The 18324-nt window shown below is 71.5% G+C and carries 21 protein-coding genes and 1 pseudogene; 10 read left to right on the top strand and 12 right to left on the bottom strand.

The genetic code is table 11. From position 1 onward, the window contains the following. Positions 1-29 precede the first annotated feature (29 nt). Together NLX86_RS30520 and NLX86_RS30515 are read right to left on the bottom strand one after the other, a co-directional pair. On the bottom strand, positions 30-1046 hold the full coding sequence (locus NLX86_RS30520; protein ID WP_254375048.1) for an NADP-dependent oxidoreductase: 1017 nt from the start codon (positions 1044-1046) through the stop codon (positions 30-32). Between the two features lie 120 nt (positions 1047-1166). Next, positions 1167-1577 (bottom strand): (2Fe-2S) ferredoxin domain-containing protein, encoded by a 411-nt coding sequence (locus NLX86_RS30515; RefSeq protein WP_254375047.1) that lies wholly within the window; start codon positions 1575-1577, stop codon positions 1167-1169. A gap of 39 nt (positions 1578-1616) precedes the next feature. Between NLX86_RS30515 and NLX86_RS30510 the strand changes: the two genes are divergently transcribed. Next, positions 1617-2228, top strand: a complete 612-nt coding sequence (locus NLX86_RS30510; RefSeq protein WP_308409663.1) for a hypothetical protein — start codon at positions 1617-1619, stop codon at positions 2226-2228. Positions 2229-2303: 75 nt separating this feature from the next. Here the strand turns inward: NLX86_RS30510 and NLX86_RS30505 are convergent, their stop codons facing one another. Next, a complete protein-coding gene (locus NLX86_RS30505; RefSeq protein ID WP_254375046.1) occupies positions 2304-3326 on the bottom strand; it encodes a bile acid:sodium symporter family protein in 1023 nt (340 codons plus the stop codon). Between the two features lie 132 nt (positions 3327-3458). Here NLX86_RS30505 and NLX86_RS30500 point away from each other — a divergent pair, with 132 nt between their 5' ends. Further along, the gene (locus NLX86_RS30500) at positions 3459-4415 is read left to right on the top strand and encodes a LysR substrate-binding domain-containing protein (protein ID WP_254375045.1); all 957 of its coding nucleotides are present in this window, start codon (positions 3459-3461) and stop codon (positions 4413-4415) included. Between the two features lie 218 nt (positions 4416-4633). Then, on the top strand, positions 4634-6487 hold the full coding sequence (locus NLX86_RS30495; protein ID WP_254375044.1) for a long-chain fatty acid--CoA ligase: 1854 nt from the start codon (positions 4634-4636) through the stop codon (positions 6485-6487). 240 nt (positions 6488-6727) lie between these two features. Here NLX86_RS30495 and NLX86_RS30490 read toward each other — a convergent pair. After that, positions 6728-7298 (bottom strand): annotated as a pseudogene (locus NLX86_RS30490) (Tat pathway signal sequence domain protein); the annotation flags it as partial. A gap of 47 nt (positions 7299-7345) precedes the next feature. Between NLX86_RS30490 and NLX86_RS30485 the strand changes: the two are divergent. Then, positions 7346-8188, top strand: coding sequence for an aldo/keto reductase (locus tag NLX86_RS30485; RefSeq protein ID WP_308409662.1), 843 nt, complete (start codon positions 7346-7348; stop codon positions 8186-8188). 64 nt (positions 8189-8252) lie between these two features. Here NLX86_RS30485 and NLX86_RS30480 read toward each other — a convergent pair whose 3' ends face one another. From NLX86_RS30480 to NLX86_RS30465, 4 genes are all read right to left on the bottom strand, one after another. Next, on the bottom strand, positions 8253-8897 hold the full coding sequence (locus tag NLX86_RS30480; RefSeq protein WP_254375074.1) for a vitamin K epoxide reductase family protein: 645 nt from the start codon (positions 8895-8897) through the stop codon (positions 8253-8255). A gap of 227 nt (positions 8898-9124) precedes the next feature. Further along, on the bottom strand, positions 9125-9349 hold the full coding sequence (locus NLX86_RS30475; protein WP_254375043.1) for a DUF6381 family protein: 225 nt from the start codon (positions 9347-9349) through the stop codon (positions 9125-9127). Between the two features lie 119 nt (positions 9350-9468). Beyond that, the gene (locus tag NLX86_RS30470; RefSeq protein WP_254375042.1) at positions 9469-9672 is read right to left on the bottom strand and encodes a hypothetical protein; all 204 of its coding nucleotides are present in this window, start codon (positions 9670-9672) and stop codon (positions 9469-9471) included. Between the two features lie 102 nt (positions 9673-9774). Next, entirely contained in the window at positions 9775-10368 is a 594-nt protein-coding gene (locus NLX86_RS30465) for an NADPH-dependent FMN reductase (RefSeq protein ID WP_254375041.1), read from the bottom strand. A 135-nt stretch (positions 10369-10503) separates the two neighbouring features. Between NLX86_RS30465 and NLX86_RS30460 the strand changes: the two genes are divergently transcribed. Together NLX86_RS30460 and NLX86_RS30455 are read left to right on the top strand one after the other, a co-directional pair. Beyond that, positions 10504-11364: a helix-turn-helix domain-containing protein gene (locus NLX86_RS30460; RefSeq protein ID WP_254375073.1), complete on the top strand. Its 861-nt coding sequence runs from the start codon at positions 10504-10506 to the stop codon at positions 11362-11364. Positions 11365-11374: 10 nt separating this feature from the next. Beyond that, positions 11375-11833: an RICIN domain-containing protein gene (locus NLX86_RS30455; protein WP_254375040.1), complete on the top strand. Its 459-nt coding sequence runs from the start codon at positions 11375-11377 to the stop codon at positions 11831-11833. Positions 11834-11842: 9 nt separating this feature from the next. Here the strand turns inward: NLX86_RS30455 and NLX86_RS30450 are convergent, their stop codons facing one another. Further along, on the bottom strand, positions 11843-12505 hold the full coding sequence (locus tag NLX86_RS30450; RefSeq protein WP_254375039.1) for an SRPBCC domain-containing protein: 663 nt from the start codon (positions 12503-12505) through the stop codon (positions 11843-11845). Between the two features lie 55 nt (positions 12506-12560). Beyond that, positions 12561-13547, bottom strand: a complete 987-nt coding sequence (locus NLX86_RS30445) for an NADP-dependent oxidoreductase (protein WP_254375038.1) — start codon at positions 13545-13547, stop codon at positions 12561-12563. 97 nt (positions 13548-13644) lie between these two features. Here NLX86_RS30445 and NLX86_RS30440 point away from each other — a divergent pair, with 97 nt between their 5' ends. Then, positions 13645-14622, top strand: a complete 978-nt coding sequence (locus tag NLX86_RS30440) for a GlxA family transcriptional regulator (protein WP_254375037.1) — start codon at positions 13645-13647, stop codon at positions 14620-14622. Here NLX86_RS30440 and NLX86_RS30435 read toward each other — a convergent pair. Further along, positions 14601-15548, bottom strand: a complete 948-nt coding sequence (locus NLX86_RS30435) for an AraC family transcriptional regulator (RefSeq protein WP_254375036.1) — start codon at positions 15546-15548, stop codon at positions 14601-14603. The two genes, NLX86_RS30440 and NLX86_RS30435, sit on opposite strands and share 22 nt — an antisense overlap. Positions 15549-15628: 80 nt before the next feature. Between NLX86_RS30435 and NLX86_RS30430 the strand changes: the two genes are divergently transcribed. Continuing rightward, complete coding sequence (locus NLX86_RS30430; protein ID WP_254375035.1) at positions 15629-16471, top strand: NAD(P)H-binding protein; 843 nt, start codon at positions 15629-15631, stop codon at positions 16469-16471. A gap of 16 nt (positions 16472-16487) precedes the next feature. Here the strand turns inward: NLX86_RS30430 and NLX86_RS30425 are convergent, their stop codons facing one another. After that, entirely contained in the window at positions 16488-17363 is an 876-nt protein-coding gene (locus tag NLX86_RS30425) for a YafY family protein (RefSeq protein ID WP_254375034.1), read from the bottom strand. Here NLX86_RS30425 and NLX86_RS30420 point away from each other — a divergent pair. Together NLX86_RS30420 and NLX86_RS30415 are read left to right on the top strand one after the other, a co-directional pair. Next, the gene (locus tag NLX86_RS30420) at positions 17310-17624 is read left to right on the top strand and encodes a hypothetical protein (protein WP_308409661.1); all 315 of its coding nucleotides are present in this window, start codon (positions 17310-17312) and stop codon (positions 17622-17624) included. The two genes, NLX86_RS30425 and NLX86_RS30420, sit on opposite strands and share 54 nt — an antisense overlap. 42 nt (positions 17625-17666) lie before the next feature. Next, complete coding sequence (locus NLX86_RS30415; RefSeq protein WP_254375033.1) at positions 17667-18254, top strand: hypothetical protein; 588 nt, start codon at positions 17667-17669, stop codon at positions 18252-18254. Positions 18255-18324 lie beyond the last annotated feature (70 nt).

Raw genomic sequence — 18324 nt, 5'->3', positions numbered from 1 at the left:
CCTCCGGGGGCGCTTTCAGCCCCTTCGGCTCACTCGCTCTGCGCGATGCGGAGGACGAGCTTTCCGTGGTTCTCGCCGCTGAACAGCCGCAGCAGCGTGTCGTGGAAGGCGTCGACGCCGCCGTCGACGACGTCCTCCAGCGAACGCAGCCTGCCCTCTGCCAGCCACCCGGCCAGCTCGGTCACGGCCCCGCCGTACCGGTCGGCGTAGTCGAAGACGACCATGCCGGTCATCGTGGCGCGGTTCACCAGCAGGGAGAGGTAGTTCGCCGGGCCCTTGACCGGCTGCACGCTGTTGTACTGGGAGATCGCGCCGCAGATGACGATGCGGGCCCCGCGCGCCAGCCGGGTCAGCACCGCGTCGAGGATGTCGCCGCCGACGTTGTCGAAGTAGACGTCCACGCCGTCAGGGGCCAGCTCGCGCAGCGACTTCTTCACGTCGTCGGACCGGTAGTCGATGGCGGCGTCGAAGCCGAACTCCTCCACCAGCATCCGGCACTTGCGCTCGCCGCCGGCGATGCCGATCACCCGGCAGCCCTTCAGCTTGGCGATCTGGCCCACGACGCTGCCCACCGCCCCTGCGGCGCCGGACACCACGACCGTCTGGCCGGCCTCGGGGCGTCCGATGTCGAGCAGCCCGAAGTAGGCCGTCATGCCCGTCATACCGAGGGTCCCGAGGTAGACGGGCAGCGGCGCCAGCGCGGGGTCGACCTTGATCACCCCGCGCCCGTCCGACACGCAGAATTCCTGGACGCCGAACGTGCCCGACGCGTAGTCGCCCTCGGCGAAGCCGGGGTGGCGGGACGCGATGACCCGTCCGACCGCTCCCGCACGCATCACCTCGCCTATCTTCACGGGCGGAATATACGACTTGCCCTCGTTCATCCAACCGCGCATCGCCGGGTCGAGCGAGAGCTGGAGCACCTGCACCAGCAGCTCACCGTCACCCGGCTCACCGACCGGCTCCTCCGTCCGCTCCCAGTCGGTGGGCCGGGGCAGCCCCACCGGGCGTGCGGCCAGACGGACTTGGTGGTTGATGCGGCTCATGGCGGGCTACTCCTCGACTGTGGTGACCGACTGGTCGGTATGGCCATGGACGAATCTAGCCGCCCCCACCCCCGCCGACAACGCCCCCACGGCCCTGGCACCGGTCTGGCGACCAGGCGATCACCGCCTGCGGCTGCGGCGCCGCGCCTCCGTGGGTGCCGGGATGACCTGGAGCGTCAGCGTGACCGGCGCTTCGCACTCGCCGGGGCCGCCGGCCTCGGCCCAGGCCAGGATGTCGTCCGTACTGTCGTCGTCGAGCGCCCAGCCGACCCATACGGCCCTGCCCCCCTTCTGCCGGCCTGCCGAGGAGGGCTGGACCACGACGACGTTGGCCTGTCCGCACGGGCCGAGGCAGTCGCTCGTACGGACGGCGAACCGCCCGCCCGAGCCGGCCGCCGCCGCCCTCATCCGCGCCAACTGGCCTGCGTGGTCGGTGCCGGGGTGTTTGCGGCGGTCGCCGCAGCAGCAGCCGCGGCACACCACGAGGGTGCAGGGGCGCTGCCCGAAGGGCCGTATGAAGGTGTTCGTCACCCCCCGATCCTGTCAGGGGGTGCGGGTACGGTCGGAAGGGTGAGCGTGACTGGGGAACCGACTGCCGAACAGCGCCGGGTGCTGAGCCGGGCAGAGGCCGGCAGCGGGCTGCTCGACGGCCCCGCTTCCGTGCTGGCGGCGCTTGTGGCTCGGGGACTGGCGGTCCGCCACCCACGGCCGCCGCACCGGCACTTCCTGACACCGGCGGGACAGCGCCTCCGGGAGCAACTGGCCGCTCTGGCCGCACATTCGCCGGTGCCGCGGACGGCGGCGGCGACGTCCGGGGCATTCGCCGCCCGGACCGACACCAAGTCGGTGGAGTCCGAAGACCCCGCGCGGGTGCGGGAGGTACGCAGCGCGTGGGCCGGCCTGCTGGAAATGCGGCGCCTGACCAACCGCGCGCACGCGGTCGACCGGCCGTGCGACTGGGAGCGCAGCCATCTGGTCCAGGCCGCCGCGCTCGCCCTGGAGGCCGGGGTCGGCACGGGCTACCGGGTGGGCGGCACGGCCCAGCCGGAGGCGGTCCGGGTGGACGGCGCGCGGCTGGCGGAGTGCGCCGCGGCGCTGGAGGCGGCGGGCTGGCAGACGTCCGCGCACCTGGACCGCCGGTCCGGGACGCGGTATCTGCTCGCGTCGCCCCGGCGAGGCTAGCCCTGTCCGGATCAGGCCGGGCTCGCGTGCCCGCAGGCGACATCAGCCGCTCCGCGGTGATGCGCCGTGACGCGGTCAGGCCGGGACCGGCTGTTCATCTGCCGGGGCCCGCTCCGGGGCATCCGCCGTCGCACCGTCGCGCGAGCGGCGCTTGGCGATCACCGCGCACACCATCAGCTGCATCTGGTGGAAGAGCATCAGCGGCAGTACGGCGAAGCCCGCCTGCGACCCGAACAGCACGCTCGCCATGGGCAGTCCGGCCGCGAGGCTCTTCTTCGATCCGGCGAACTGGATCGCGATCCGGTCGGCCCGCCCGAAGCCGAGCCGCTTCGCGCCGTACCAGCTGACCGTCAGCATCGCGGCGAGCAGCACCGCCTCGGCGCCGAGGAGCGCGCCGAGCCGGGCCGCGCTCACCTGGTGCCAGATGCCCTGCACCATGCCGGCGCTGAAGGCGGTGTAGACGACGAGCAGGATCGAGCCGCGGTCGACGTAGCCGAGGAGCTGCTTGTGGCGCGTCAGGAACCCGCCGAGCCGGCTGCGCAGCAGCCGGCCCGCGACGAACGGCGCCAGCAGCTGGAGGACGATCCGCAGCAGCGAGTCCGGAGAGAAGCCTCCCGCGCTGCCGCCGATGAGCAGAGCCGCGAGCAGCGGGGTCAGCAGGATGCCGGCCAGGCTGGAGAAGGAGCCGGCGCAGATGGCCGCCGGGACGTTGCCCCGGGCGATCGAGGTGAACGCGATCGAGGACTGGATCGTCGAGGGGACCAGGCAGAGGAAGAGGAAGCCGCTGTACAACTGCGGCGTCAGTACGTACGGGACGAGGCCGTGCGCCGCGAGCCCGAGCAGCGGGAAGACCGCGAACGTACAGGCCAGCACGGTCAGATGGAGCCGCCAGTGCCGCAGGCCGTCCATCGCCTCGCGGGTGGAGAGCCGGGCGCCGTAGAGGAAGAAGAGCAGGGCGACCGCGCCGGTGGAGGCGCCTCCCGCGACCTCGGCGGCCGGGCCACGGGCGGGTAGCAGCGCCGCCAGGGCCACGGTGCCGATCAGGGCCAGGATGTACGGGTCGATCGGCAGCCAGGACGGCGGCTTCAGGCGGGGCATGTGCTCACTTGCTCTCGGCATCGGGTCGGATCGCGCGCTCCCCATCGTCCTCCCCCTCCCGGTGATCGGGAATCCCGTACACCGCTCTGACTGTCATCACGAATCGCGATGAGCCGCGCTAGGCTGGACGGCATGTACGACCCGGCACAGCTGCGTACGTTCCTCACGGTCGCCCAGACGCTGAGCTTCACCCAGGCCGCCCGCCGGCTCGGGCTGCGCCAGTCGACGGTGAGCCAGCACGTCCGCCGTCTGGAGGACGCGACCGGCCGGCAGCTGTTCAGCCGGGACACCCACAGCGTGGAGCTGACCGAGGACGGCGAGGCGATGCTCGGGTTCGCCCGCACGATCCTGGAGGCGAACGAGCGGGCCGCCGCGTTCTTCACCGGAACCCGGCTGCGCGGCCGGCTGCGGTTCGGCGCCTCGGAGGACTTCGTACTGACCCGCCTCCCGGAGATCCTCACCGCCTTCCGTCATGACCACCCCGAGGTCGACCTGGAACTCACCGTCGAACTCTCGGGCACGCTGCACGAGCGGCTCGCGGCGGGCCGTCTCGACCTGGTACTCGCCAAGCGGCGCCGACCGGGGGACGACCGGGGCCGCCTGGTCTGGCGTGACCGCATGGTATGGATCGGCGCGGAGGGGCTGCGCCTCGATCCCGACCGTCCGCTGCCGCTGATCGTCTTCCCGCCGCCGGGCATCACCCGGGCCCGCGCGCTGGAGGTCCTGGAGCGGCACGGCCGCGCCTGGCGCATCGCGTGTACGAGCGGCAGTCTCAGCGGCCTGATCGCGGCGGCCCGGGCCGGCCTGGGGGTGATGGCCCACACCCGGGGGCTGATCCCGCCGGGGCTGGTGCGGGTACCGGACCGGGTGGGTCTGCCGGAGCTGGGCGAGGTGGAGTTCGTTCTGCTGCACGGCCGCCGCGACGCAGCGGCACAGGGCGCGGCGGACGCGCTCGCGGCCGCGATTCTGGCGGGCGGTGACCGGCTGCATCCGGGACACCGTCCGGCCGTGCCGGCAGGCGTGCCCGGCGTCGTGCCCGCGGCTGCGCCGGCAGTTGCGCCCGCAGCCGTGCCCCGGCCGGCCCCGTAGAGCGGGCGTGACCGCGACGTACAGATTCGGTGGAGATTCCACCGCACTCGACTTACTCTCCGGTCAGGAACTCGCCCCACCGTCCGCCCGCGAGACCGCATTTCGGCTGCTGACCTGTGCCGATGCCGTACGCACACGGCGTTCCGAGGCTCTCCCGCCCGGCCGCACGGTGGGGTACCGTCACCGGCGCTGTGCGGAGCGCCACAAGGAGCAAGTCATTGCGCGAGTTCACTGCCCCACCCGTGGCGACGGCGCCACCGGTCGGCGGTCTGGCCGACGCCGTCTTCGATCATGCCCAGGACGACCCGCACCGGGTCGCGCTGGGCCGGAAGGACGAGCACGGGACCTGGCAGGACGTGACCTCGGCGCAGTTCCGTGACGAGGTGCTGGCGCTCGCCAAGGGGCTGCTCGCCCACGGCGTACGGTTCGGCGACCGCGTGGCGATCATGTCGCGCACCCGCTACGAGTGGACCCTCTTCGACTTCGCGCTCTGGTCCGTCGGCGCGCAGCCGGTGCCCGTCTATCCGACGTCGTCCGTCGAGCAGGTCTTCTGGATGCTGTACGACGCGGAGGTCACCGCCTGCGTGGTCGAGCACGAGGACCACGCCATGACCATCGGCTCGGTCGTCGACCGGCTGCCCCGGCTGGGCAGGCTGTGGCAGCTGGACGCCGGCGCGGTCGCCGAGCTGACCGAAGCCGGCACGGCCATCGACGACGATGTGGTGCACCGGCACCGCCGGGCGGTCACCCCGGACTCGATCGCCACCGTGATCTACACCTCCGGCACCACGGGCCGCCCCAAGGGCTGCGTGATCACCCACGCCAACTTCATGTTCGAGACGGACACCCTGATCGAGCGCTGGGAGCCCGTGTTCCACTCCAAGGCCGGATGGGGGTCCCCCCGGACGGAGTCTGGGGGAGAGGCCGCCACCCTGCTCTTTCTGCCGCTCGCGCATGTCTTCGGGCGGATGGTCGAGATCGCGGCGATCCGGGGCCGGGTCAAGATGGGGCACCAGCCGGTGCTGGCGGCGGAGGCGCTGCTGCCCGACCTGGCCACGTTCCGGCCGACGTTCATCCTGGCCGTCCCGTACATCTTCGAGAAGGTCTTCAACGCGGCACGGCGGAAGGCGGAGGCGGCGGGCAAGACCGGGCCCTTCGACAAGGCGGTCGAGGTGGCCGTGCGGTACGCGGAGGCGCAGGAGCACAAGGCGTTCGGCACCGGACCCGGCCCGTCGGCCGGGTTGCGGATGCAGCATCAGCTCTTCGAGAAGCTCGTGTACGGCAAGGTCCGCGAGGCCATGGGCGGGCGGGTGCGCCACGCCATGTCCGGCGGCTCGGGGATGAACCGCCGGCTCGGGCTGTTCTTCGAGGGGGCGGGCGTCACGGTCTTCGAGGGGTACGGCCTCACGGAGTCCAGCGCGGCCGCGACCGCCAACCCGCCCGAGCGCACCCGGTACGGGACGGTGGGACAGCCCATCCCCGGCACCACCGTGCACATCGCGGACGACGGGGAGGTGTGGCTGCGCGGCGGCCATGTCTTCTCCGGGTATCTCAACGACCCCAAGGCCACGGACGTGGTGCTGAACGACGGCTGGCTGGCGACCGGGGACCTCGGCGCCCTCGACGAGGAGGGCTATCTCACGATCACCGGGCGGAAGAAGGAGATTCTGGTGACGTCCGGCGGCAAGAGCGTCTCGCCGGTGGGCCTGGAGGAGCGGGTCCGGGCGCATCCGCTGGTGGCGCAGTGCATTGTGGTCGGCAACGACCGGCCGTTCATCGCCGCGCTGGTGACCTTGGACCCGGAGGGCGTCGCGCACTGGCTGGCGATGGGTGGCAAGGCGCCGATGGAACCATCCGAACTGGTCCGGGACCGGGATCTGGAGAGGGAGGTCCGGCGGGCGGTGGTGGCCGCGAACACCCTGGTGTCGCAGGCCGAGTCGATCCGTACGTTCCGGATACTGGCGCACCAGTTCACTGAGGAGCACGGGCTGCTGACGCCGTCGCTGAAGCTCAAGCGCAAGGCGATCGAGAAGGCGTACGCAGCTGAGGTGGAAGCGCTCTACCACGCCTGACTGCCCCCTTAGTTACCTGACAGGTCATCAACGCTGCGTCAGTTGGCTCACCGTGTTGCGACCGATCCGCACCATCGCCGCAGTGGCGGCCGCAGCCGCACTGCTGCTCGCCGCCGCCTGCAACTCCGCGTCCACCGGCACCACCGGCGACTGCCCGGCACCTTGGTGACCGTGCGCAGGCGGCCGTACGTACCGACGCAGTACCCCGTCGCGGCGTCCTTGGAGCTGTTGCCGAACTCCGCTTCCCACAGGCGCCCGTTGACTGCTCGCCATGCCCCACTTGGGCCGCACGCGGTCCTCCAGGAAGGTGTCGATGCCGGACTTCGACTTGTCGAGGACGGTGGTCGTGCCGCTGCGCAGGATCCAGCGGACGGAGCCGGCCGTACCGTTGCCGATCTTGATCTGGAAGTCGACGTCGGTCCACTTGTTGTGCAGCGGTTCGAGGTCGGTCCGGCCGATGAGGACGTTGCCGACGACCTGCCTTGAGCTCGATGGTCTGCACGCCGTTCACCCGGCGCAGCGACTGCACGATGAGCGGCAGCGTGCACGTGCCGGGCTGCTTCATCTGCATGATGTGCGTGAAGCGTTGTCGCCTTCGGTGCGGATGTGCGGCGCGCCCGGCCGGATGCGAGTCGGCCCGGTCGTCCGCGATCGTCTCGAACGCACGCAGGCCGTCCCGGCTCGCGGAGGGCGCCCAGCGCTGCTGCCAGGTTGCGTCGCGGCCTGACGTGACCCGGTCAACGGTACGGACCGAAAAGGTCGGAGCTGTATCGAGCCAATCCGCGAACGGGAATGCGCCGGACGGCGTGATCGTTGACGATGGGCGTACCAATCGACGACCTAAGGATTCGACCGCTCGTGAGCAAGGTCCCCAGCATCACCCTCAACAACGGCGTAGCGATGCCCCAGCTCGGCTTCGGCGTCTGGCAGGTACCGGACAACGAGGCCGCGAAGGCCGTCGGCACCGCTCTGGAGGCCGGGTACCGCAGCATCGACACGGCAGCGATCTACGGCAACGAGGAGGGCACCGGCAAGGCGCTCACCTCCTCCGGAATCGCCCGCGAGGAACTCTTCGTCACTACCAAGCTGTGGAACAGCGCCTCGCAGACATGGACGCGCGACAGCGTCCTGCGGGAGTTCGACGGCTCCCTCGACAAGCTCGGCCTCGACTACCTCGACCTGTACCTCATCCACTGGCCGCGCCCGATGCGGGACGACTACCTCGCCATCTGGCGCGCGTTCGAGGAGATCGCCAAGAGCGGCCGCGCCAAGGCGGTCGGCGTCTCGAACTTCCAGCCCGCGCACCTGCGGCGCCTCATGGACGAGACGTCGGTCGTGCCGGCCGTGAACCAGGTCGAGCTGCACCCGCAGCTTCAGCAGTCCGAGCTGCGCGCATTGCACGCCGAGCACGGCATCGCGACCGAGGCATGGTCGCCGCTGGGCCAGGGCAAGGGACTGCTCGACGTACCGACGATCATCGCCATCGCCCAGAAGCACGGCCGGACTCCCGCCCAGGTAGTGCTGCGCTGGCACGTTCAGACCGGCAACGTCGTGATCCCCAAGTCCGTGACGCCGTCCCGGATCCAGCAGAACATCGACGTCTTCGGTTTCGAGCTGGACGCCGAGGACCTCGCCGCGCTCGCGGCCCTCGACTCCGGTGACCGGCTCGGGCCAGACCCGGACGAGTTCGACTACAGCTGACGGCGACCTACGGGGGGCCAGCCCGTCCGGGCCGCCCCCCGTCGCGTCGCGTCACGCGCGTCCGTCAGCTGATCCAGAAGTCCCACCAGCGGGTCAGGATCAGCATCCCGATCGCTCCGACCCACACCACCGGCGCGACCCAGTGGAACTCCAGCAGACCGTTGCGCAAACCCTCCGGCACCGGGATGAAGCCGTGCCTGATGTTGTGCGTGGTGACGTAGCAGAACATCACGATCGTGGCGACCCAGGCCAGGCAGCACCACAGGCACAGCGAGTTGATGTGGTACAGCGACTGGTACTGGAGCCACGTGCAGAACCCGACGCCGAACACCGTGCCCGCGTTCAGCCCGAGCCAGAACCAGCGCCGGTGCCGCGCCCCCGCCAGCAGGCCCGTACCGATGGCGATCACCATCGCGTACGTGACCAGGCCGAGCATCGGGTTGGGGAAGCCGAAGGCCGACGCCTGCTCGCTCTTCATGATGTTGCCGCAGGAAACGACCGGGTTCAGGCTACAGCCGGGGACGAAGTCCGGGTCTGCCAGCAGCTTCAACTTGTCCAGTGTGATGATCCAGGAAGCCAGCAGACCCGCCGCACCGGTGACCACCAGCAGCCAGGCGAACGCCCGCCCGCCACCGACAGCGTCCCCGGCCTCGCGGCTCGCCCCAGCCAGGCCGGACCGGACGTCATCGCCACCCGCCACCCGCGTCATCGCGCTGTTCTGCTGCATCTGAAGCCCGTTCGGCACGTCCGACCCACCTTCACGAAAGAGGTCATGACGGTACTCGCCGGACATGCCCGCCCGGCGCTCACACAGCCGGATTCACCGGAACGAAGGCGCCCCGCAGGACGTACGTTCACGCAGACGGCCTCCAACACTTCCCCTGACAGGGGGTGTTGGAGGCCGTCCGGCGTTACCTGGTGAGGCGGTACGTCACCTCAATCCGGGGGGTACTGCTTCTGGCCGCGGGTGCCCTGCGACCGGGTACCTGCGTTACCGGGGGTCTGGCTCTGCCGCTGCGTCTGCTCCTGCAGGCGGCGGGCCTGCTCCTGGAGCTTCTGGCGCTCCTGCGGGTCGGTCGCGCGCTCAGCGGCTTCGTTCAGCTGCTGAACCTTCTGACGCATCTGCTGCGCTCGGTTACCGGATTCACCTGCGACGCTCATAGTCACTCCTCGGACTGTAGGGAGAGCGGGCACCCCCAGCGAACCAGGGTCGCGATTGCGGCGCATCTCGGAGCGTCACCGTCCGTCACCGTATGCGTCTGACGGGCCAGGACGTCCCTTCACGGCCCGGCGGGACCAGGCGCGGTCAGCAGGTAGACGAAGTAGGTGGTGCCCGGCGTCCTGCCCCGCCAGATCTGCGGGGTGACCGGGCTGCGTACCAACTCCTCCGCCGTCGCCCACGGGAGCGCGGGCACCAGGCCCGGCGGGACGGCCGCCCGGCTGCCGGCAGAGACGCTGTCCCGCAGACTCGGACGGCTGGTCACGCCCGAACAGGTGGTCCCGGCCCGCGACTCGGCGGCGAAGGACCCGGCCCTGGGACTCGAGGTGGGCAGGACCCGTCGACGCACTCGCCCGGCACCCCTGCCTCACGCCGCGTACGGACGCTTCGCACGCGCCTCACGCAGCCCCAGGGCCCACCAGCCGAGCTGGTCGAGCAGGGCCTTGGCCGCCGTGTTGACGCCCTCCGGGTCCTTGGGGCTGCCGTCCTCCTCGAACTGGGCCCATGCCCCCTGGAAGCTGACCGTCTCGCGGATGGTGACCGCGTGCAGCTCGGCGAAGACGTTGCGCAGATGCTCCACCGCGCGCAGGCCGCTGGACATACCGCCGTACGCGACGAAGCCGACGGGCTTGGCGTGCCACTCGGTCTGGTGCCAGTCGATCAGGTTCTTCAGGGGAGCCGGGTAGCTGTGGTTGAACTCCGGCGTCACCACCACGAAAGCGTCCGCGGCGGCCAGCCGCGGGCTGACGGTTGCGAGCGCGGCGGCCGCCTCGGACGACGGGGTGCCTCCGTAGGCCGGCAGCACCATCGGCAGGTCGATGTCGGCCAGGTCGATCAGGTCGATCTCCAAGTCTCCGTGCAGCTTGGCCTGTTCGGTGAACCAGTTCGCCACGACCGGTCCGAACCGGCCCTCCCTGATGCTGCCGAGGATCACGGCGATGCGGATGGGGTTCGTGGACATTGCTTCCTCCTGGAATCTCATGGCCCCAACCTGCTGGCCCGGGCCGCGGGGAGGAAGGCCGGGCTGAGACTGGTAGTGACAGGGCCACGATCCGGTACAGCGCCCGCTGGTACGGTTCGGGAGGTGAGCGACAAGGTGGGCGACAACGAGCTGGGAACGATGCTGCGCGGCCTGCGGGAAGCCGTCACGCCCGCCACGGTGGGGCTGCCTGTGGGCAGTCGGCGCCGCACGCCCGGACTGCGCCGCTCCGAACTGGCCACACTGGCCGGCATCAGCGTCGAGTACCTGACCCGGCTGGAGCAGGGGCGTGACCGCCATCCGTCCACCCAGGTGCTCGCCGCGCTCGCCGACGCGCTGCGGCTGCCGTCAGAGGCACGCATCCGGCTCCGGCTGGCCGCCAAGTCGGCCGGCGGCAGCCTCTTCCCCTGCCAGGCGGCCGGACCGCCGGCCAGCTCGGTGCGCCCCACCGTACGGGCGCTCCTCGACCGGCTGGAGCCGGCTCCCGCCGTGCTGCTCAACCGGCTGAGCGACGTACTCGCGTACACGACCGGCTACGAGCGGCTGGCCCGGCCGCTCGGACTGCTGGACGGCGCGCCGCCGAACCTGGTGCGGTTCCTGTTCACGGACGACCGGGCCCGATCCGTCTACCAGGACTGGGACTGCGTCGCCGACCGGCAGGTCGCCGCCCTCAAGTCCGGCTCCCTGCCCGCCGACCCGCACCTCGCGGCGCTCGCCGACGAGCTGACCGTCGTCGCGGGCGCGCCCTTCGCCGGCCGGCTGACCGCCGCCACGCTCACCGAGGCGGATCACACCGGCGTCGAGCGGCTCCGCCATCCCGAGGTGGGCGAGGTGCGGCTGGCTCAGGAGACGCTCGACCTGGCCGGCGACGACGACCAGCGGCTGGTGGTCCACCTGCCGGCCGACGACGCCGCCGCCGCCGCGCTGGACCGTCTCACCGGCCGCCGGCCCGGCGGGCTGCGCGCGGTCTCTGGCTGAGAATTGATCCATGGGTATGTACGAAGGTCTCTATCGGCTGCGCAATGTCGCCAGCGGTCTGCTTCTCGAGGTGTACGGAGGTTCCAAGGCGAGCGGCGCCCCTGTGCAGCAGGGCAAGGAGGCCGAAACCCCGGCCCAGCACTGGCACATCACGCCCGTACACAGCGGCGGCGGGCTGTACCACCTGGTGAACGCCGGCAGCGGCAAGCGCCTCGACGTCGCCAACGCGGCGATCGAGAACGGCGTCAGAATCCAGCAGTGGAAGGCCAACAACTTCGGCGCCCAGGAGTGGGTCATCGAGCAGCACCTGGACGCGCCGGGCACGGTCACGCTGATCAGCTACATCAGCGGGCTGCTGCTCGAGGTCGCGGAGGGCAGCCTCGACGAGGGCGCGCACATTCAGCAGTGGGAGGACACCGACTCCCCCTCCCAGTGGTGGCGCCTGGAGCCCGTCAGCCCGTCACCCTGATCGTGTTGCCTACGGGGTCACCTCGGCGTCGGTCACGGCCTTCCGCCAGCGCGCCGTCCAGCGCTCCCGCAGGGCGGCGCGGGCCTGGTCGTCGAGTCCGTACGCGCTCACCGTGAGGCTCACCGGCCCAGGGCCGCCGTCCGGCAGCGGTTGCTCGGCGGTCGCCGCCAGCAGATGGCCCTCCGCGCCGACCACCAGGTGGGCGAACCGGCTCTCGTGCCACACCTCCTTGGCGGCCTCTTCCGCCAGCACGCCGAGCAGCTGCCGCCCGCTCGCCCGTCCGGTCAGGTACAGCGTGCTGCGGCGCTCGCCGGGATGGCGTTCCAGCAGGAAGCGGAGCTGCTCGAAGAAGACGCGCCAGCCCTCCTCGACGGCGTCGTAGCGGTCCGGGTCGGTCCCGGCCGGCAGCGGCTGCGTGGTGACGACACGCACCATCGTCCGCCCGGCACCGCCCACCAGGCCGATCTCCTGATGCCCGCCGAGGACGATGAGGTCGGGCGGCTGGGGGTCGGCGCCGTCGACGAAGACGGACTCGATCTCGGCCGGCAGGCCCTCGTAGTCCCAGCCGAACCAGTTCCGGACGACATCCGGTTCCGTCAGGGCCCGCCACACGGTGTCGGCGGGCGCTCCGATCGTCTTTTCGACACGGAAGGGCTTCTGGTCCTCGGTCATCGGACTGCTCCATTCGCTGAGGCACCTCGACGCTACCCCCGCAGCCCGTCCCGGACTACGCGACCACTGTGAGGACGATCTTGCCGGTGGTCCGGCCGGTCTCCCCCGCCTCGTGGGCCTTCGCCGCCTGCTCCAGCGGCAGCACGGTCTCGATCTCCGGCCGCAGCTTTCCGGCCTCCACCAGGGCTGCGATCTCCAGCAGTCCCGCGTAGTCCGGCTCCACCAGCGTGAACCCGGTGCGTACGCCGGCCCGCTCGGCCTCGGCGGCGGGCGGCACCGCGTCCGGCGACGGGAGCGTGATCAGTGTGCCGCCCGGCCGGAGCACCCGCAGCGAGCGTGTCCCGTAGTCGCCGCCGATGGCGTCCAGGACGACGTCCACGTCCCGTACCGCCTCGGTGAAGTCGGTCCGGGTGTAGTCGATCAGTTCGTCCGCGCCCAGTTCCCGCAGCCGGGCGTGCTTGGCCTCGCGGGCCGTGCCGATCACGTACGCGCCGCGTGCCTTGGCGATCTGTACGGCGAGGTGGCCGACCCCGCCCGCGGCGGCGTGGATCAGGACCCGCTGCCCTGCGCGCAGCCCGGCCGTCTCGGTGAGGGACTGCCAGGCGGTGAGCGCGGCGAGCGGCAGCGCGGCGGCCTGCACATGGTCGAGCGCGGCCGGCTTGCGGGCGAAGTGCCGGGCCGGGCCGGTGACGTACTCGGCGTAACCGCCCGCCTGGCGCGGGAACTCGGGCATGCCGAAGACCTCGTCGCCGGGGGCGTAGAGCGTCACGCCGGACCCGACGGCCTCGACGACGCCCGAGACGTCGTAGCCGAGGACCGGGGTCCCCTCCCACATCCCGAAGCCGCCGGTCGCGCGGGACTTCCAGTCCACCGGGTTGACCCCGGCCGCGTGTACCCGGACCAGGATCTCGGTCGGGCCGGGCACCGGGCGCGGGAGGCGCACCTCGGTGAGGACCTCGGGGCCGCCCCAGTCCGCCGGGGTGATCGCACGCATCGTGGGGGTGGTCGCGGGAGTGGTCGCGGGAGTGGTGGTCGCGTTCATTGGACAGGCCCTTCGTTCGTGGGGTGTACATCCACTCTGCGCGGTGATCCACCGGACAGACATTGGCCGGACGGCCATGATGTGACAGGATCTGGCCATGGCCTCCCTGCACCGTGTCGTCGTACTCGCCGCCGAGGGCGTCGTCCCGTTCGAGCTGGGCATCCCCTCGCGGATCTTCGGTGCCTGCGCGTACGCTGCCGGCACCCCGCTCTACGAGGTGGTGGTCTGCACTCCGACCGGGGGACCCGTGCGTACCGACGCGGGCTTCTCGATCGCCGTCGACCACGGGCCGGAGGCACTGGCCACCGCCGACACCGTGATCGTCCCGCCCAGCCACGGACTCGGCGCCCTCTACGAGAACGGCGTGCTGGACGAGGAGCTGGCGGCGGCCCTGGCGCGGATCCGGCCCGGCACCCGCATCGTGTCCATCTGTACGGGTGCGTTCGTCGTGGCCGCCGCGGGGCTGCTCGACGACCGCCCGGCCACCACCCACTGGAACGAGGCGACGAACTTCAAGCGCCTCTTCCCGCAGGTCAGGGTGGACGAGGAGGTGCTCTTCGTCGACGACGGCGACGTGCTCAGCTCGGCCGGAGCAGCCGCCGGTGTCGACCTCTGCCTGCATCTGGTGCGACGCGACCACGGCAGCGCGATCGCCAACCGGGTGGCCCGGATCTGTGTCGTCCCGCCCTGGCGGGACGGCGGGCAGGCCCAGTACATCGAGCGCCCGGTGCCCGAACCCTCCACGGCCACCACCGCCGCCACCCGCGCCTGGGCGCTGGAGCGGCTGGAGCGGCCGCTGACCCTCGGGGAGCTGGCCACGCACGCCCGGATGAGCGTGCGGACCTTCACCCGCCGGTTCCGTGACGAGGCGGGGGTGACGCCCGGACAGTGGCTGACCGCGCAGCGCGTGGAACTGGCCAAACAGCTGCTGGAGACGAGTGATCTGCCGATCGACCACATCGCCGACCGCGCGGGCTTCGGCAGCGCCAACTCGCTGCGCCAGCACCTGCGTACAGCCATCGGCGTCTCACCGGCCGCGTACCGGCGGACCTTTCACACCGCGGAGGTGCGCTGACCGGTGCGGTGCTCCTGCGGGCTGATTCCGCGTACCCGCTTGAAGGCCGAACTCAGCGCGAACGAACCGCTGTAGCCGACCTTCCGCGCCACCGCGTCGACCGTGGCGTCCGTGGTGCGCAGCAGATCGGCGGCGAGTGACAGCCGCCAGCCGGTGAGGTACGCTATCGGCGGCTCCCCGACCAGCTCGGTGAAGCGACGGGCCAGCGCCGCCCGCGACACCCCGGCCTTCGCCGCCAGCAGGGCGACCGTCCACGGGTGGGCCGGGTCGTTCTGCAGCAGCCGCAGCGCCTGGCCCACCACCGGGTCGCCCCACGCCCGGTACCAGCCGGGCGCTTCGGCGTCCGGGCGGGAGAACCAGGCGCGCAGTACGGAGATGAGCAGCAGGTCCAGCAGCCGGTCGAGCACCACTTCCTGGCCGGGCTCGTCCCTTCCGATCTCCTCGTCGAGCAGCGGCACAAACGCGCAGGCGCACAGCTCGGCAGGCAGGAACACCAGCGGCGGCAGCGCGTCCAGCAGCCGCCGGCTGACCTCGCCGTCCATCTGGTAGGTGCCGACGAGCAGGGCGGAGGAGCCTTCGGCGCTGTCTCCCCACATCCGGACACCCAGTTCCATCACCGGGCCCAGCGGCTCTCCCTCCGGCGTGCTGCACTGTCCGCCGGGATGGACGACGATCCGCGACGGGGTGCGCGGGTCGTCGGAGACCGTGTACGGGTCGGGGCCGCGGGCGATGGCCACATCGCCCGGCCGCAGCCGGACCGGGTCGCCGGAGTCGGGCACGATCCATGCCTCGCCGCGCACCACCGACATCAGACAGATCGGCGCCCGGTCCTCGATCCGCACCGACCAGGGGGCGTCCATCACCATCCGGAGCAGGAAGGCACCCCGTGCGCGCGGCCCCTCCAGCAGTCCCGTGAGTGCGTCCATGGAGCCAGCGTAGACGCACGGACATGCGAGTGAGGCTGTGGAGCATGGCTTGTCCACGCGCCGGCGGCGAGGCTTGAGCCATGACAGAAAGCATGAAGCAGCAGACGGTGTTGGTGACGGCGGCGACGGGCAAGACCGGCCGCCGCGTGGCGGAGCGCCTCGCGGAGCGCGGGGTGCGGGTGCGGGCGGGTTCCCGTACCGGAGAGGTTCCCTTCGACTGGGAGGACGAGAAGACGTGGGCGCCGGCGCTGCGCGGCGCAGATGCGGCGTACGTCGCCTACTACCCGGACCTGGCGGCCCCGACGGCGGCTGACGCCCTGCGGGCCTTCGGACGGCTGGCGGCGGAGAGCGGCGTGCGGCGGCTGGTGCTGCTGTCGGGCCGCGGTGAGCCGCAGGCGGTCGTCGCCGAGGATGCGGTACGCGAGTCGGGGGTCGAGCTGACGGTCGTACGCTCCAGCTTCTTCGCGCAGAACTTCAGCGAGGGATTCCTGGTGGACGGCCTGCTCGGCGGTGAACTGCCCTTCCCCGCCAGGGAGACGGCGGAGCCCTTCATCGACGCAGGCGATCTCGCGGATGTCGTGGTCGCCGTCCTCACCGAGGAGGGGCACGCGGGTGTCATCCATGAGGTGACGGGTCCGCGGGCGCTGACCTTCCGGGAGGCGGTGGCGGAGATCGCCTCGGCGACCGGGCTCACGACGGCCTATGTGCCGGTCTCCGGGCCCGAATACCGCGATCTGCTGGAGCAGTTCGGCCTGCCGGCAGACTTCGCCGCCTTCGCGTCGGAGCTGTTCACCTTCCTCCTCGACGGCCACAACACGCCGACGACGGACGGGGTCAAGCGTGTGCTGGGCCGTGAGCCCAGGGACTTCGCGGACTATGTGCGTAGGGCGGCGGCGGCCGGCGCGTGGGAGGCTCAGGAGTAGGGCTGAGCAGAAGGGCTCAGGAGTAGAGGGCACCGAGTTCGCGCGCCGTCCTGGCCAGGCGGTCGCGCAGCCCGGCGGGCTCCAGCACCTCGATGCCGGCGCCCAGTCGCAGAAACTCCCGGTGGGCGTGGTCCACCGATTCGATGGGCAGGACGGCGCGCGTCCAGCCGTCCGGCTCCGGCGTCCCCGTGGCTGCCAGGGCACTGGCGACGCGGCCGGTCAGCTGCCCGGCGGCCTCGGCCGAGATACGGACCACCGCCTCGCCCGTGTACAGCCGGGCGTGGAAGTCCGCCTGGTGGCCCCGCCAGTGTCCGGCGAGGTCGAAGTCCCGGGGTGGCGCGAACTCCTCGTCGAGGACGCTCAGTTCAAGGATCTGGTCCACCCGGTACGAGCGCGGGCCGGGCCCCGCGATCACGTACCAGCGGCCCGCCTTGAGGACCAGTCCGTACGGTTCGAGGCGCCGGTCCACCTCGGCCGGCTCCTTCCAGCGCCGGTAGCGGACCGCCAGCACCCGGCCGTTCCACACGGCGTCGGCGACCTGCGGCAGAAACGGGACGTCATCCGCCTCCGCGTACCAGCCGGGAGCGTCGAGGTGGAAGCGGGACCGGACGCGGTCGGCATGGGCGAGCAGCTCGGGCGGCAGCGAGGCCCGCAGCTTCAGCTGCGCGGCGGCGAGCAGCGTGCCGAGGCCGAGTTCGGCTGCGGGGCCGGGGAGGCCGGAGAGGAAGAGCGCCTCGGCCTCGCCGGTACTGAGGCCGGTCAGCCGGGTGCGGTAGCCGGCCAGCAGCCGGTAGCCGCCCGAGTGGCCGGCGTCCCCGTACAGCGGCACGCCCGCGGCGTGCAGCGACTCGACGTCCCGGTAGACCGTCCGTACCGACACCTCAGCCTGCACCTGTACGACCGTGAGCGCGAGGAGTGGTCCCTGTACTGGTCCGACGCGCGTACCGGTGTGCTCTTCCCGGCGGTGAGCGGCCGGTTCAGGGACGGCCGGGGCGAGTTCCACGGGGACGACACGCACGACGGCAAGGAGGTCCGGGTCCGGTTCGTCTGGTCGGGGATCTCCGCGGAATCCGCGCACTGGGAGCAGGCCTTCTCGGTGGACGGGGAGGAGACCTGGGTGACCAACTGGATCATGGATCTCACCCGGCGCTGACCTGCGTGCGGAGCGCCACGGGACTGTTCATAAGATCGTCCCGTGGCATTTCCGACGGAGACCGAGCGACTGCTGTACGAGGCGGGGTTGCGCGGCGATGTGCAGGGGCAGCTGCGCGTCCTGGCCGGCGAGGAGCTGTACATCGGGATGCCCCGGGCGCAGGTGCACGCCGAGCCGGACCTGGTCCACTTCCAGCCGTACTGGGATCCGGCCGTCCGCCGGCACTGCCTGCCGGTCCTGACCCGCGGGATGCTGCCGCCGTTCCACCTCGAGTGGGAGCTTGTGAGTTACGGCCTGGACTGGCTGGCCAGGGGCAGCCGGCCGGACGGCCTTCCCTGGCTCGCCGTGAACGGCGGCACGCCGGCCGCGGTCTACCTGGAGGCGACGCCGCAGCATCGTGCGCTGTGGCGGCGCGCCTACGCGGAGAACGACCGCCCCGGCGGAAACCGGCTGATCGGGCTGCGGCACGGGGCACTGCACGGACCGCTCGCCTACGGCCTCGCCTGCGGAGCCCATCTGGCCGTGCAGAACGCCGTGCCGTGGAACGAGGTGGGCACGGCCTACCACGGCTATCGCGAGGAGCTGCGGCGGCTGCGCGATGCCTGGGACATCACCGCCCGAGAGGGGTAGGAAGCTGCTGCTGATTGAGTGTCCATGAGTGTCTATTGCATGTCATGAGTAGCGTATGATCTTGCTTATG

This window comes from Streptomyces sp. A3M-1-3, assembly GCF_024213665.1.
Classification (GTDB): Bacteria; Actinomycetota; Actinomycetes; order Streptomycetales; family Streptomycetaceae; genus Streptomyces.
This window is presented reverse-complemented; position numbering and strand designations above follow the sequence as displayed.